At 65.1% G+C, this 12,858-nt stretch carries 15 protein-coding genes and 1 riboswitch; of the genes, 8 read left to right on the top strand and 7 right to left on the bottom strand.

What is annotated here, in order from left to right; all coding sequences use genetic code 11:
* Entirely contained in the window at positions 1-636 is a 636-nt protein-coding gene (locus NLM31_RS12640; protein WP_254129589.1) for a hypothetical protein, read from the bottom strand.
* A gap of 126 nt (positions 637-762) precedes the next feature.
* Complete coding sequence (locus NLM31_RS12635; RefSeq protein WP_254129588.1) at positions 763-1,641, bottom strand: DUF1194 domain-containing protein; 879 nt, start codon at positions 1,639-1,641, stop codon at positions 763-765.
* Positions 1,642-1,862: 221 nt separating this feature from the next.
* Positions 1,863-1,941: riboswitch (Fluoride riboswitch) on the top strand.
* 87 nt (positions 1,942-2,028) lie between these two features.
* Between NLM31_RS12635 and NLM31_RS12630 the strand changes: the two genes are divergently transcribed.
* Genes NLM31_RS12630 through clpS form a run of 5 tightly spaced genes read left to right on the top strand, consistent with a single transcriptional unit; the run spans position 2,029 to position 4,772 of the window.
* Complete coding sequence (locus NLM31_RS12630) at positions 2,029-3,240, top strand: MFS transporter (RefSeq protein ID WP_254192407.1); 1,212 nt, start codon at positions 2,029-2,031, stop codon at positions 3,238-3,240.
* Positions 3,241-3,256: 16 nt separating this feature from the next.
* A complete protein-coding gene (gene crcB / locus NLM31_RS12625; RefSeq protein WP_375143556.1) occupies positions 3,257-3,646 on the top strand; it encodes a fluoride efflux transporter CrcB in 390 nt (129 codons plus the stop codon).
* Positions 3,647-3,652: 6 nt separating this feature from the next.
* Positions 3,653-4,078 (top strand): fluoride efflux transporter CrcB, encoded by a 426-nt coding sequence (gene crcB, locus NLM31_RS12620; protein ID WP_254192406.1) that lies wholly within the window; start codon positions 3,653-3,655, stop codon positions 4,076-4,078.
* Between the two features lie 2 nt (positions 4,079-4,080).
* On the top strand, positions 4,081-4,422 hold the full coding sequence (locus tag NLM31_RS12615) for a DUF190 domain-containing protein (RefSeq protein ID WP_254129585.1): 342 nt from the start codon (positions 4,081-4,083) through the stop codon (positions 4,420-4,422).
* Between the two features lie 44 nt (positions 4,423-4,466).
* Positions 4,467-4,772 carry an ATP-dependent Clp protease adapter ClpS gene (gene clpS, locus NLM31_RS12610; RefSeq protein WP_148752581.1) on the top strand — a complete coding sequence of 102 codons (306 nt, stop codon included), beginning with the start codon at positions 4,467-4,469 and terminating at the stop codon, positions 4,770-4,772.
* Positions 4,773-4,775: 3 nt separating this feature from the next.
* Here clpS and NLM31_RS12605 read toward each other — a convergent pair whose 3' ends face one another.
* Positions 4,776-5,735: a LysR family transcriptional regulator gene (locus tag NLM31_RS12605; RefSeq protein WP_254192405.1), complete on the bottom strand. Its 960-nt coding sequence runs from the start codon at positions 5,733-5,735 to the stop codon at positions 4,776-4,778.
* 112 nt (positions 5,736-5,847) lie between these two features.
* Between NLM31_RS12605 and leuC the strand changes: the two genes are divergently transcribed.
* Genes leuC through NLM31_RS12590 form a run of 3 tightly spaced genes read left to right on the top strand, consistent with a single transcriptional unit; the run spans position 5,848 to position 9,235 of the window.
* Positions 5,848-7,272: a 3-isopropylmalate dehydratase large subunit gene (gene leuC, locus NLM31_RS12600; protein WP_254192404.1), complete on the top strand. Its 1,425-nt coding sequence runs from the start codon at positions 5,848-5,850 to the stop codon at positions 7,270-7,272.
* Positions 7,269-7,871 (top strand): 3-isopropylmalate dehydratase small subunit, encoded by a 603-nt coding sequence (gene leuD, locus NLM31_RS12595; protein WP_254192403.1) that lies wholly within the window; start codon positions 7,269-7,271, stop codon positions 7,869-7,871. The genes leuC and leuD overlap by 4 nt, the downstream gene beginning before the upstream one ends.
* 50 nt (positions 7,872-7,921) lie before the next feature.
* The gene (locus NLM31_RS12590; protein WP_254192402.1) at positions 7,922-9,235 is read left to right on the top strand and encodes a 2-hydroxycarboxylate transporter family protein; all 1,314 of its coding nucleotides are present in this window, start codon (positions 7,922-7,924) and stop codon (positions 9,233-9,235) included.
* Between the two features lie 2 nt (positions 9,236-9,237).
* On the opposite strand, the gene NLM31_RS12585 is transcribed toward NLM31_RS12590, so the two are convergent.
* The 4 genes from NLM31_RS12585 to NLM31_RS12570 form a co-directional block, all read right to left on the bottom strand.
* Positions 9,238-9,732 (bottom strand): GNAT family N-acetyltransferase, encoded by a 495-nt coding sequence (locus NLM31_RS12585; protein WP_254129580.1) that lies wholly within the window; start codon positions 9,730-9,732, stop codon positions 9,238-9,240.
* Between the two features lie 16 nt (positions 9,733-9,748).
* On the bottom strand, positions 9,749-10,939 hold the full coding sequence (locus NLM31_RS12580) for an adenylate/guanylate cyclase domain-containing protein (protein ID WP_254129579.1): 1,191 nt from the start codon (positions 10,937-10,939) through the stop codon (positions 9,749-9,751).
* Between the two features lie 140 nt (positions 10,940-11,079).
* Entirely contained in the window at positions 11,080-12,168 is a 1,089-nt protein-coding gene (gene aroC / locus NLM31_RS12575; protein ID WP_254129578.1) for a chorismate synthase, read from the bottom strand.
* A gap of 88 nt (positions 12,169-12,256) precedes the next feature.
* Positions 12,257-12,856, bottom strand: a complete 600-nt coding sequence (locus NLM31_RS12570; RefSeq protein ID WP_254192401.1) for a histidine phosphatase family protein — start codon at positions 12,854-12,856, stop codon at positions 12,257-12,259.
* Positions 12,857-12,858 lie beyond the last annotated feature (2 nt).

Raw genomic sequence — 12,858 nt, 5'->3', positions numbered from 1 at the left:
CTACGCTGTCACGTCGACCGAGGATGAAGAATCCGCCGGGGGATATTTCGTCACCGGCACCATGAAGGACTTCATTCCGACCTGGTAGATGATCTTGCCGTTCTGCCCGTCATCCGTCGCGATCTGCGACTGCCCGAACATGATGACGTTCTTGTAGACGATGCCGGTGCCCTGGCGGGTGATGCCGTCGGTGGTGACGCTGACCTGGGCTTCGTTGCCGTTCACCGACAGCACGCGAAAACTCGCGCTCTTGCCGTTGTCGCTGGAATAGCCGCCCCAGCTTCCCATCAGGCGGCTGTCGGAGGCCGGCGGCGCCTGTTTCGCCAAGGTCGCAGTCTGCTTGCCGGCGCCGCCCGCGGAGAACAGGAGCACGAGGTTCTTGCCGTCCTTGGTGCCGACCGTGACCGAGCCGAAGGTGATGAGCGAACCGCTGATCTGGGCAAAACCACGCTCGGTGTGCCCGTTATGGGTGTACTCGACTTGCGCGCGGCTGCCTCTGATATTCACGACCTTGAAGCCGACGGGCTGATTGTTGCCCGCCCAATTGCCCTTCCATTCACCGAGCAGAGCGCTCTGGTGATACATCCGCTCATTGGCGGGCGAAATCTGGCTGGTGCTCTGCGTGACGATGGGCATGAATCTGCTCGGGAGCAGCGTCAGAAATATCCAGAAACAATTCGATTAGGACCATGCCACAGTTAACGAGCGGTTAATTTGGAATGCCTGATGCGATGAGGCAAACGGTCTCATCGGGATGGGCCCCTAGCGGCCCCAGCGATCCGACCAGATCTTCTCGCCGATCAGGCAGTTCACGCGCGGCTCCTTCTCCTTGTCCGCAACGCGCACGACAGGGCGCTCGGGCGTGCGTCCGGCAACTTCCATCAGCAGCTTGGTGCGGATGGCTTCCTTGAACTTGTCGCGATCCTTGATCGAGATGACGAAGGAGCCGGGACCACCGACAACGCAGTCTTCGTAATAGTAATCGAGATTGTCGATATCCATGGTCGAATAGGACGGCTCCTTGACCATGATCGGCAGGCCGTTGATGACGATGCCTTTCTCGAGCGCGGCGTCACGCGCGACGGTGACGGGGCCGCCATTGTTGTTGGGGCCGTCGCCGGAGATGTCGATGACGCGGCGAATGCCGTGATAGGGATCCTCGTCGAACAACGGCATCGCAAATCCGATCGCGCCGGAGATCGAGGTGCGTGAGGCGCGCCGGATCGGCGTCTTCAAGATCTCGGCGGCGACCGCGTCCGCCGTCTCCGGTCCGTCGATGAGGCGCCACGGAATGATGATCTTCTGATCGGAGGATGCAGCCCATTCGAAATAGGTCACCGCGATCCTGCCGTTCGGCCCGGCCTTCAGCGCCTGCAGGAACTCCTTGGACTGGATCGCCTGCGCGTAGCCCTCGCGCTGGATCGCGAGCTCGTCCATGTCCATGGAGTAGGAGACGTCGACCGCAAGGATCAGCTCGACATCGACCGACTGTGCATCGCCGTCGGCCGCCTGCCGCTGATATCTTGAAGGTTCAAACTTCGGCGGTTCAAGTTTAGAACTTGGTGCCGCGATGCCCGCGACGTCCCCTCCGGCAAGCACGCCGGCCACCAGCACAGCCCCGATCGAGAACAGCAACCGCATCGCAGTCTCCCGTCGTATGACGCGATGGTGACATGCAAACGCCTTGCCGCAAAGCGCGAAGATCGCTTGTGCTTCACATTCAGGTTAGGGATTGCGAGTTAGTCTTTTAGTGTGTTGCGCGAAATCGCCGCCGTGTCGCCACGCTTGCGCCGCCACGCGATCGCGCCGCGGGACAGTGCGCCGCGCCTACTTGTTCCCCGTGATTTCCATGCTAGGCTGACCATACAGATGGGGATGGAGTCCCCCGATAACCGCCCGGCGGTCGAACGACCGTAGTGGGCTGATGACTCCTGCTGGAGGTGAGGCAATCAGCCTCTGCCTTTGGCGGGAGCATGGACAAACCCGCCGCTGGCGGGTTTTTTGTTGCCTGAAACGAGGCCGAGGGACGTGACGACGACCGCACCGAATGCTGCGCGCACCAAGCTACCCAGGGGAATCTGGGTGCTCGGCTTCGTCTCGATGCTGATGGACGTCTCCTCCGAGATGATCCACGCGCTGCTGCCGGTCTATCTCGTCACCGTGCTCGGCGCCTCCACGCTCACCGTAGGCTTGATTGAGGGCATCGCGGAGGCGACCGCCTCGATCACGAAGATCTTCTCCGGCGCGCTGTCGGACTGGCTCGGCCGGCGCAAGCTGCTCGCCGCCCTCGGCTATGGCCTAGCCGCCCTGACCAAGCCGCTGTTCCCGCTCGCGCCCAGCGTCGGCTGGCTGGTGGCGGCGCGCTTCATCGATCGCGTCGGCAAGGGCATCCGCGGCGCGCCCCGCGATGCGTTGATCGCCGATATCTCGCCGGCGGGCCTGCGCGGCGCGAGCTTCGGCCTGCGACAGTCGCTCGATACGATCGGCGCCTTCGTCGGACCGCTCGCCGCGATCGGCCTGATGTGGTGGACGGCGGACCAATTTGCCGCGGTGTTCTGGGTCGCCGTGGTGCCGGCGTTCCTGTCCTTCGGCCTGATCGCGTTCGCGGTGAACGAGCCGGAGCCGGATGCCAGCCGGGAGCCCGCAAGAAATCCGCTCGACTCCGCCGCCATGCGGCAGCTTGGGCCCGTGTATTGGCGCGTCGTCGCGGTCGGCGTCGCCTTCACGCTCGCCCGCTTCAGTGAGGCCTTCCTGATCCTGCGTGCGCAGAACATCGGCCTCAATGCGATGTGGGTGCCGGCGGTGCTGGTGCTCATGAACATCACCTACGCGCTCTCGGCCTATCCGGCCGGCGCGCTGTCGGACCGGATCAACCGGACCGCCCTGCTCGCGCTCGGCCTGGTTTTCCTCGCCGGCGCCGACCTCGCATTGGCGCTGCTGCCTGGTCTGCCCGGCCTCGCGCTCGGCGTCGTGCTGTGGGGTCTGCATATGGGATTGACGCAAGGCGTGCTCTCGGCCCTCGTCGCCGATACCGCGCCGCCAAGCCTGCGCGGCACCGCCTTCGGCTATTTCAACCTGTTCACGGGCCTGGCGCTGCTGGCCGCGAGCGTGATCGCCGGCGCACTGTGGGACGTTTACGGCCCGGCCGGCACGTTCCTCGCAGGACTCGGCTTTGCGGTGGCCGCACTCGTGGGACTGCTCACCGTCGGCGACGGGCTGGCAACGGAGAAGACGCAATGACGGAGGACTGTTCATCGTGCTGAGCGGATTGATCGCTATCGTGGCCGGCAGCGTGCTGGGCGGCTGCGCCCGCTATTTCGTATCCGGCGCAGTCGCGCGGCGGCTGGGCGAGACCTTTCCCTGGGGCACCATGACCATCAACGTCACCGGGGCCTTCCTGATCGGCATCTTCGGGGCGCTGGCGACCCATCCGGACTCGGTGTTCGCGACGCCCAATCCGTGGCTGTTCGCAGTGACCGGCTTCCTCGGCTGCTACACCACTGTGTCCTCGTTCAGCCTGCAAACGCTGACCCTGGCGCGCAACGGCGAGCCGGCGCACGCACTCGGCAATATCGTGTTCTCGGTCGGACTGTGCCTCGCGGCCGTGAGCTGCGGCTTTCTCCTCGCGGACAATTTTGGGAGCTAGCGGCAGATGAAGGCTTCCTCTGCTGACCGCTGGCGTACCGCGATCCTCTATGCCTGGGTCTCTGCCGGCAGCATCCTCGGCGGGCTGACACGCTATCTGGTCGGGCTCGCCCTCGACACCGGCCCCGGCTTTCCCTTCGCGACGCTGTTCATCAACGCGACGGGCTCGCTGATCATCGGCTTCTACGCGACGCTGACCGGGCCCGACGGCCGCGTGCTGGCACGGCCGGAGCACCGGCAGTTCGTCATGACCGGTTTCTGCGGCGGCTACACCACCTTCTCGACCTTCAGCCTCGAGACGTTCCGACTGTTCCACGGCGGCATGAAATACACCGCCCTCGCCTATGTCGCGGCCTCGGTCGTCTGCTGGCTGGTGTCGGTATGGGCGGGGCATATGATGGCGAGCCGCTACAACCGCTTGAAGAGGAGCTGACCATGCAAATCCCCAATCAGGCTGTTTCGCTCCGGATCTTCATCGGCGAGAACGACCATTACAACGGCAAACCGCTCTATGAAGCCATCGTTCTCGCCGCGCGCGAGCGGCACCTCGCCGGCGCCACCGTGCTGCGCGGTCCCATGGGCTTCGGCAAGTCGAGCCGGCTGCACACCTCGAAGATCCTGCGGCTCTCGGAAGACCTGCCGCTCCTGATCGAGATCGTCGACAGCGAGGACAACATCAACGCATTCCTGCCCATCCTGGATGGCATGATGTCGAGCGGCCTCATCACCTTGGAGAAGGTACAGGTCCTGCAATATGGTACGAAGGCCGCGAGCTGATCGCTCCGGCCGGGAACCAAGGCCCGCCGTGTTCAGGAGGCGGAATGAACGACACTGTTACCACGCCGAAAACCAGGACCAGGACCAAGGTCGAGCGGCCCAAGCTGCACAAGGTCATCCTGATCAACGACGACTACACGCCGCGCGAGTTCGTCACCATGATCCTGAAGGCCGAATTCCGCATGACCGAGGATCAGGCCTACAAGGTCATGATCACCGCGCACAAGCTGGGCGCCTGCGTCGTCGCCGTGTTCACCAAGGACGTCGCCGAAACCAAGGCGACGCGTGCCACCGATGCCGCGCGCACCAAAGGCTATCCGCTGCTGTTCACGACGGAGCCGGAGGAATAGCCCCTAGCCGCGACCGCGACGGAGGCGCACCGCCTTGCGCGGGTTGCTCGCGGGCGGATGCTCCTGAACATGGGTCCAGAATGCTTCGGCCGCCGGCGTCAGCCGCGATCGCGGGCGGAATACGTGGATCTCGATCGGTATCTCCCACTCCTGTCCGCCGGCCTTCACCAATTCGCCCGATGCGAGCTGGTCGGCGATGAGGCTTTGCGGAAGCCAGGCCATGCCGCGGCCGGCCTGCACCATGGTGACGAGAAGCTTTGCAAGATGTGAGGTGAACGCGGGCTTCAGATGCGCACCAAGCGGCGAGGTCGCGCGTACCGCATCGAGGATCTTCCCCATTCCGGATTCCTGACGGTAGTTCAGGACCTGCACCGGCGCTGCTTCCGTTCCCGGAAGCCTGAAGCGCGCAGCCTTGCCTGATCGCGACGCCGGTACGGAGGCCGGGATCAGGCAATCGTCGCCGACATGCGCCGAGCGGAATTGCGAGGTCGTCAGCGCCGTGACGACGGCGGGATGATGGTGGCAAAGCAGAAAATGCACCTCGCCCGCCAACAACATGCGTTCGCACGCCTCCATGTGGTTTGCGACGAGCTGGACATTCGGCACGAACGACAGCGTCGCCTCGACCTGGCGCAGCCAATCCGGAAAGAACGTCAACGACAGCGCATTGGTCGATGCGAATTTCAGCACGTCGGAGGCGCCGCGCGCGAGCTCCTGCGCCTCCAGGCGCCCGGCGGACAGGCGGCGGATGATGTCCTCGGCGGTCAGGCGGAACGCATCGCCGGCAGGCGTGAGGCTGACGGCATGCGTCGTGCGCTCGAACAGCGCCGCCCCGGCCCATACTTCCAGCGCCTTGATCCTGCGGCTCAGCGCCGGCTGCGACGAATTGCGCTGCTCGGCAGCGCGCGAAAAACTACGGGTCGACGCCACCGCGATGAAATCGTGCAGCCAGTTGATCTCCATCGCGTCCATCCTGCTTATGCAAATCCTGCATAATCATATCATGAGGTGACATTGGATTTCCACCGGCCCGGCCTGCACCTTCGAGGAAAGTCACATTCCTGTTGGAGGCCGAATGTCCGGGCGCACGCTCTACGACAAGCTGATCGATGCGCATGTGGTTCGGCGCCTCGACGATGACGGGCTGGTGCTGCTCTATGTCGATCGCACCGTGCTCAACGAATATACCAGCCCGCAGGCCTTTGCCGGCTTGCGTGCCGCCGGGCGCAAGGTGTGGAATCCATCCGCAGCGCTGATGGTGGTCGACCACGTCAACCCGACCGCAGCGCGGCGCACGCGGCAGATGCCCGATGCCGACGCGGCGCGGCAGGTCGACTACTTCGCCGACAATGCGCGCGATTTCGGCATCGAATATTTCGACATCCTCGATCCGCGTCAGGGCATCGAGCATGTCGTCGCGCCCGAGCAAGGGCTGGTCATGCCGGGCATGGTGATCGCCGCGGGTGACAGCCACACCACCGCGTACGGCGCCTTCGGCGCGCTCGGCTACGGCATCGGCACCTCCGACATCGAGCACTATCTGGCGACCTCGACGGTACGCTACCGCCGCCTGAAGACGATGCGCATCAACGTGACCGGGCATCCGCCGCTCGGCGTCACGTCGAAGGACGTCGTCATGGAGATCATCCGTCGCATCGGCGCCGATGGGGCCACCGGCTATGCGGTGGAGTTCGCCGGCCCCGCCGTGACCGAGATGAGCGTCGAGGGACGCATCGTGATGTCGATCATGATCGTCGAGGCCGGCGCACGCGGCGTCGTCATCGCACCCGACCAGAAGGTGCTCGATTATCTCAGAGGGCGGCCCCGTGCGCCGAAAGGCGAGATGTGGGACCGTGCCGCCACAGCCTGGCTGCAGCTTCGCTCCGATCCGGACGCCGGCTTCGACCGGGAGATGACGATCGATGCCGGCGCTGTCGCGCCGCTGGTGACATGGGGCACGAGCCCGGACCAGGCGATTGCCGTGACCGATCGCGTGCCCGATCCCGACAGCAATCGCACCACCGATCGCAGGACGGCGGCGATGCGCGCGCTCGCCTATATGGGCCTGACGCCGGGCACACCGATCCAGTCGGTGCCGATCGATTTCGCCTTCATCGGCTCATGCACCAATTCGCGCATCGAAGATCTGCGCGATGCAGCACACGTGTTCAGAGGCCGTCACGTCGCGACCGGCGTTCGCGCCATCGTCGTTCCCGGATCGACGCAGGTCCGCGCGCAGGCCGAGGCGGAAGGGATCGCGCAGATCCTGATCGATGCGGGCGTGGAGTGGCGGCAATCCGGCTGCTCGATGTGCCTTGCGATGAACGACGACATTCTCGCACCCGGGCAGCGCTCGGCCTCATCGACCAACCGCAATTTTGAGGGTCGCCAGGGGCCCGGCGCGCGCACGCATCTGATGAGCCCCGCGATGGTCGCGGCCGCCGCGGTCACGGGCCGCATCACCGATGTGCGCGACCTGATCGGAGGAAAGCAGCAATGACGCCATTTCATTGCGTCTCCGGCGCCGCCGCGCCGATGACGACGCCCAATATCGACACCGACGTGATCATGCCGAAGATGTTCCTGAAGGGCGTCGATCGCAGCGGTCTTGGCGACGGTGCCTTCAACCTGCTCCGCTTCAGCGCGGGCCGGCCTAATCCCGACTTCGTGCTGAACAGGGACGGCTATCGCGACGCCTGCTTCCTCGTCGTCGGCCCGAATTTCGGCTGCGGGTCGAGCCGCGAGCATGCGGTCTGGGGGCTTCAGCAGCTCGGCATTCGCGCCCTGGTCGGCACCACCTTCGCCGGCATCTTCAACGACAATTGCGCCAATAACGGCCTGCTGACGATCAGTCTCGATGCCGCCACCATCGGCACGCTCGCCGGCATCGTCGCGAACCCTGCGAGCAACAGGCTCACCGTCGATCTCGAACAGCAGACCATCCGCATCGAGGGCGGCGGAACCATCCCCTTCGCGATCGAGCCGGCGCGGAAGGAGGCGTTTCTCACAGGGCGCGATGCGATCAGCTCTACGCTGGTGTTCGCCGATGACATCCGCGCTTTCGAGGCACGGCACCGGGCGGACAATCCCTGGTTCTGAGCGCGCGGACCGGCGGGCAAGCAACCACAAAACGACAGAGGGAGGCATTCTTGACCGACACCACCATCAAGCTCGCGGAGACGACGCAATCATCCGCGCTCACGGCATTGAAAATCGGCCCGCTGCCGATCACCGTCTATGTTCCCGCAGCGCTCGTCTGCGCCGCTGCGGTCTATTCCGAAAAGCTGCCCAATGACGTGATCGGCGGGCTGTCGGTGCTGATGCTGCTCGGCTTCCTGCTCGGCAAGCTCGGCCAGACCATTCCGGTCGTGCGGCGGATCGGCGGCACCGCGATCATGTGCCTGTTCGTGCCATCAGCGATGGTCGCCTACGGCCTGATGCCGGAGACGGCGCTGAAGGCCATCACGACGACGTTCCGCACCGCCAATTTCCAGTATTTCTTCATCGCCTGCCTCGTCGCCGGCTCGATCCTCGGCATGCCCCATCGCGTCCTGGTGCAGGGTTTCTTGCGGATGTTCGTGCCGCTGCTGGTCGGCACGCTCAGCGCGATCGCCATCGGCGTCACGGTCGGGCTGCTGTTCGGCCACAGTCCGAAGGAGACGTTCTTCTTCGTGATCATTCCGATCATCGGCGGCGGCCTCGCCGAAGGCGTGCTGCCGCTGTCCATTGCCTATTCCGAAATGCTGCACCGGCCACAGGCCGAGCTGGTGGCGCAGATGGTGCCTGCGGCGCTGCTCGGCAACGTCGTCGCCATCGTCGCCGCCGGACTTCTCGCGCGCCTCGCCGAGAAACGGCGCGACCTCAACGGCCAGGGCATGCTGGTGAAAACAGGCGATGACGACATCCTGGGCCCGGCGCGATCCGACCATCCGATCGACCTCGGCCTGTTGGGTGCCGGCATCATGCTGTCCTGCGTGCTGTTCGTGCTCGGCATGGTGCTCGCGCCATACACCGGCATTCCCGGCCCGATCCTGATGATCATCGCGGCGGTCGCGCTCAAGCTGACCAGATTGCTGCCGGCCGAGATGGAGCTCGGCGCCTACCAGATCAACAAGTTCATGTCGACCAACCTCACCTTCGCGATCCTGGTCGCGATGGGAACGCTGCTGGTCTCGTGGCAGCAACTCGTGGCGTCCTTCAATCCCGGCTACATCGCGATCTGCACGACGACGGTGCTGGCGATGGTCGCCTCCGGCTTCTTCGTCGGCAAGTGGCTCAACATGTATCCGGTCGAGGCCGCGATCGTCACCGCCTGTCATTCCGGGCTCGGCGGCACCGGCGACGTCGCCATTCTCGGCGCCGCGGACCGCATGGGCCTGATGGCCTTCGCCCAGATCGCAACCCGCGTCGGCGGCGCCATCATGATCGTGATCGCGACGTTGGCGATGAAGATCGCGTACTGAGATCAGCCTGCGAGGCGCGCCATGATGATTTCATCGTGATAGATGCCGTCGAGGAGGATCGCCATGCGCTTGGTGCCCTCCTCGACAAACCCGGCTTTTCGATAGAGAGCCGCCGCGGCCGTATTGGTCGCGAAGACGCCGAGCTCGATGCGCCGGAAGCCGAACACGTCCGCCGCCTGAACAGCCTGCCGCAACAGCAGTTCGCCAAAGCCTTTGCCACGGAACTCCGGTACGAGCCCCATGAAGAGGTCGCCGACATGCGCCGAGACGGCGCGGCCGGCCGGCGGCACGTTGCACCATCCGACCACGGCGCCGCCCGCGACGGCGACGATCTGCGGATAGCCGCGCTCGACATTGCGCGCGACGAAGGTGCGGACCTGCTCGATCGGGGGCGCTTCCACCAGTGCGATGTATTTGCGCTCGCGGGCAACGATATCGACGGCGGCGCGGAAAGCGTCGGTGTCGGCGACCTGGATCTGGCGGAATTCGACGGTCATCGGCAGTCTCGTCGCATCACGCCATCACCACGGGCGTCTCCTCGGCGAGCCCGTACACACGCTGCGCCCTGGAAAATCCCGCGATCGGAAAATCGCCAAGATCGCGCCAATCGTGCTGACAGACATGGGCGAAGGCTTCTGATGCGACGACGGTGCGACCAAGCCGGCCCGCGATCTTTTCCATCCGCGCCGCGAGATTGACGGCCGGGCCGATGCAGGTGAAGTCGAGCCGGTTGCCCCCGCCAATATTGCCGTAGAGGATATTGCCGACATGCAGTGCAACGCCGAAGCGGAAGCGTTCGACGACGTCGCCGACGGGATGCGCGAGAGCGTCGACGCTGGCACGGGCTTCGCGGGCTGCTTCCAGCACGCTGGTGCAGACGTGGGCGGCATCGCCGACATATTCGTCGATCGGGAACACCGCAAGCAGGCCGTCGCCCATGAATTTCAGGACCTCGCCGCCATGCGCGCGGATCGCAGTAACCTGGCAGTCGAAATAGCGGTTGAGGATCTCGACCACCGTCTCGGCCGGCAGCCGGTCCGACAGCGCAGTGAAGCCGCGCAAATCCGACAACCAAATCGCGGCCTGCATGGTATCGTTGTGGCCGCGGCGGATCTGGCCGCCGAGGATGCGCTCGCCGGCGCGATTTCCCACATAGGTGTCGAGCAACGTCGCTGCGGTGCGGCGCAGGGTGACGATTTCGCTGACGCGCGCGAGCGGCGCCACGATGGAGCGGATCGTCGCGATGTCGTCCTCGCTGAAGCCGCCGGGATGCTTGGTGGTCCAGCTGATGGCGTGGATCGAGCCGTCCAGAAATCGCATCGGCGTCGCGAGGTAGTCGGTGACGCCCTCGGCGCGCATGTCCGCCAGGAACGGAAACCGCTTGGTATCGACCTCGTTGATACGTCCCCTGACTTCCAACCCCTCCTCGAACACGACACGCAGCGGGCTCCGCGCAAATTCTGGCGTGTCCAAAATCTCGAAATCGACGGTGCCGATCTCGACCTCCTCGCCCTGCCGCCAGATGAAGTTGCGGCCGAAGATTTCGGGATGCAGCGTGCGGATGAAAACGCCGAACCGCCACAGCGGCAGGCCGGCCGCGACGAGCTGCTCGCAGGCATCCGCGATCATCTCTGCCGGCCCGCGCGACGACCGGGCGCCGTCGATCAGCCAGTTGATGATCCGTTGGAGCTCGGAATTCTGCATGCGTGCATTTGCCGACGAAGTTGTGGAATCGTCAAGCTGCGCGGTGGGCTAGTACCGCGACATTATAGCTGGCGAATGATCCTGCCGGAAAACCGTTTCACGCTTTGCGCTAACGCGGCCCTCCGGGTCCGGATCATGCGCTAGCGCCCCACCTGCCCGCGGTCCCGCAAAAAGTGGTCGGCCAGCACGCAGGCCATCATGGCTTCGCCGACGGGGACTGCGCGAATGCCGACGCAGGGGTCGTGGCGTCCCTTGGTGAAGATCTCGGTGTCCGCACCCTTGCGATCGACGGTGAGGCGCGGCTGCAGGATCGACGAGGTCGGCTTCACCGCGAAGCGCACCACGATCGGCTGTCCCGTGGAGATGCCGCCCAGAACGCCGCCGGCGTGGTTGGACAGGAAGCGCGTGCCGTCATTGCCGGTGCGCATCTCGTCGGCGTTTTCTTCGCCGGTCAATTCGGCGGCGCCAAAGCCGGCGCCGATCTCGACGCCCTTCACAGCGTTGATGGTCATCATCGCGCCGGCCAGATCGGAATCGAGCTTGGCATAGATCGGCGCGCCCAGGCCTGCGGGCACGCCCTCGGCGACGATTTCGAGCACGGCGCCGATCGAGGAGCCGCTCTTGCGGATACCGTCGAGATAGGTCTCGAAGAACGCGGCCTTGTCCTTGTCCGGACAGAAGAACGGATTTTTGGCGATCTCGTCCCAGTCCCATTTCTCGCGGTCGATCTTGTGCGGGCCGATCTGCACCAGCGCGCCGCGCACCTTGACGTCGGGCAACACTTTTCGCGCGATTGCGCCGGCGGCGACGCGCATCGCGGTCTCGCGCGCCGAGGAGCGGCCACCGCCGCGATAGTCGCGCAGACCGTACTTCGCCTCATAGGTGAAGTCGGCGTGACCGGGACGAAACTTGTCCTTGATCTCCGAATAGTCCTTCGAGCGCTGGTCGGTATTCTCGATCAGGAGCCCGATCGGGGTGCCCGTCGTCACCTGCACCCCGGTCTCCGGATGCGCCATCACGCCGGACAGGATCTTGACCTGGTCCGGCTCCTGGCGCTGGGTGGTGAAGCGCGACTGGCCCGGCTTGCGGCGATCGAGGTCCTGCTGGATGTCGGCCTCTGTGAGCGGGATCATCGGCGGGCAGCCGTCGACCACGCAGCCAATCGCCACCCCGTGGCTCTCGCCAAAGGTGGTGACGCGGAACATGTGGCCGAAGGTGTTGAAGGACATTGCTGCTCGCTGGCTCGGTTCCGGCGTGTGGTAACGCGCGCGGCGCCGGGGGTCAAACCCGGCTACAGCCCCGGAAGGTCCTCAAGGCCTAACTATGCTTGTCCAGCCGGCCGTCGCGGAACACGTAGACGGTGCCCTGCTCGATATAAAGCTCCGCGGCGCTGGCCGGCGTCTCCAGGCCGAGCGAAACCATCAGGGCCCGGCAGGTGCCGCCATGGGCGACCGCGACGGTGTCGGTCCGAAGCTCGTCGTACCAGGCGCGCACGCGGACCTGCACGTCGGCGTAGGTCTCCGCACCCGCAGGCCCCACCGTCCATTTGTCGGCGAGGCGCCTGGCGTAGATGTCGGGATCTTTCGCCTCGCTCTCGGCCAGCGTCAGACCTTCCCAGGCGCCATAGCCGATCTCGCGCAGGCGATCGTCCAGCGCATAATCCCCGACCGGCAGTTCGAGCTTGCCGCGTGCAAGTTCCATGGTCTGGCGGGCGCGGCCGAGCGGGCTCGACACGTAGGGCAGCGCCGTCTTGTCCTTGCCATCGCGCTTGAGGAGATCGGCCAGGATCAGGCCCGCCTGCACCGCCTGACCGCGGCCCCGCGCGTTCAGCGGAATGTCCCTGGTGCCCTGGAGCCTGCCGAGCGCATTCCATTCGGTCTCGCCGTGGCGAAGATAATAGATCGTGGGCACGGGCATTC

It is taken from the genome of Bradyrhizobium sp. CCGUVB4N (genome assembly GCF_024199945.1).
Taxonomy (GTDB): Bacteria; Pseudomonadota; Alphaproteobacteria; order Rhizobiales; family Xanthobacteraceae; genus Bradyrhizobium.
This window is presented reverse-complemented; position numbering and strand designations above follow the sequence as displayed.

Excerpts from the sequence above, each read along its gene's own strand:
- NLM31_RS12640 (WP_254129589.1), bottom strand. The coding sequence starts at position 636 with ATGCCCATCGTCACGCAGAGCACCAGCCAGATTTCGCCCGCCAATGAG.
- NLM31_RS12635 (WP_254129588.1), bottom strand. The coding sequence starts at position 1,641 with ATGCGGTTGCTGTTCTCGATCGGGGCTGTGCTGGTGGCCGGCGTGCTT.
- crcB (WP_254192406.1), top strand. The coding sequence starts at position 3,653 with ATGAAGGCTTCCTCTGCTGACCGCTGGCGTACCGCGATCCTCTATGCC.
- NLM31_RS12615 (WP_254129585.1), top strand. The coding sequence starts at position 4,081 with ATGCAAATCCCCAATCAGGCTGTTTCGCTCCGGATCTTCATCGGCGAG.
- clpS (WP_148752581.1), top strand. The coding sequence starts at position 4,467 with ATGAACGACACTGTTACCACGCCGAAAACCAGGACCAGGACCAAGGTC.
- NLM31_RS12605 (WP_254192405.1), bottom strand. The coding sequence starts at position 5,735 with ATGGAGATCAACTGGCTGCACGATTTCATCGCGGTGGCGTCGACCCGT.
- leuC (WP_254192404.1), top strand. The coding sequence starts at position 5,848 with ATGTCCGGGCGCACGCTCTACGACAAGCTGATCGATGCGCATGTGGTT.
- leuD (WP_254192403.1), top strand. The coding sequence starts at position 7,269 with ATGACGCCATTTCATTGCGTCTCCGGCGCCGCCGCGCCGATGACGACG.
- NLM31_RS12585 (WP_254129580.1), bottom strand. The coding sequence starts at position 9,732 with ATGACCGTCGAATTCCGCCAGATCCAGGTCGCCGACACCGACGCTTTC.
- NLM31_RS12580 (WP_254129579.1), bottom strand. The coding sequence starts at position 10,939 with ATGCAGAATTCCGAGCTCCAACGGATCATCAACTGGCTGATCGACGGC.
- aroC (WP_254129578.1), bottom strand. The coding sequence starts at position 12,168 with ATGTCCTTCAACACCTTCGGCCACATGTTCCGCGTCACCACCTTTGGC.
- NLM31_RS12570 (WP_254192401.1), bottom strand. The coding sequence starts at position 12,856 with ATGCCCGTGCCCACGATCTATTATCTTCGCCACGGCGAGACCGAATGG.